Origin of the sequence: Halorhodospira neutriphila, assembly GCF_016584055.1 — a bacterium.
In the GTDB taxonomy this organism is placed as follows: domain Bacteria; phylum Pseudomonadota; class Gammaproteobacteria; order Nitrococcales; family Halorhodospiraceae; genus Halorhodospira; species Halorhodospira neutriphila.
This window is the reverse complement of sequence record NZ_NRSH01000280.1, coordinates 1-591: the sequence shown is the minus strand read 5'-3', so window position 1 is coordinate 591 and position 591 is coordinate 1. Positions and strand designations below refer to the sequence as shown.

Here is a 591-nt window from a genome sequence, read left to right as displayed (position 1 = left end):
GCCCTCGATCATAACCCGGGCGGCCGGCCCTGCGATACGCAACCTATCAATTTTTGCAATACCATCGACCGCCTCGATGCGCCCCTTGAGCTTGTCGAAGGCGAAGCCCTCGCCGAAGAGGTCGCGGAAGTCGAGCAGGATCCGCCGCGGGAGCATGCGCAGGCCGAGCAGGCCGACGAGGCGCCCGGCGCCGGGGTCGACCTCGGTGATCCGCCCCTCGTCCATGGCCAGGCGGAGCCGGCCACCGAGGCGCTCGGCGCGCACCGCCCACGGCGGCCCGGGCCAGTCGAGCTCGGCGACCAGGTCGACCTCGGCCACCGCCACGGCGGGCGGCGCCCCGAGCAGGGCGAGCAGCTGCGCGACGTCGCCGGCCTGCAGGCGGCCGCTGACCGTCGTCCGCCCGTCGCGCCAGGCGCCGCTCGCCACGACGTCCACGGTCCTGCCGTGGAGGCTCGCCTCGCGCAGGTAGAGCGCCTCCTCGCCGGGGATCAGGCGCAGGCGGGCCCGGCCCGCCGTCCGGCCCGCCAGGCGCAGGCGCTCGATGTCGATGGCCGTGCGCGGCCAGGCGCCGGGCTCGGCGAGGCCGAGGGC

The 591-nt window shown here is 76.1% G+C and carries 1 protein-coding gene; it reads right to left on the bottom strand.

The features are described from left to right. The coding region (locus CKO13_RS12465) for a YhdP family protein (protein ID WP_274600702.1) at window positions 1–591 on the bottom strand (591 nt) is incomplete at both ends.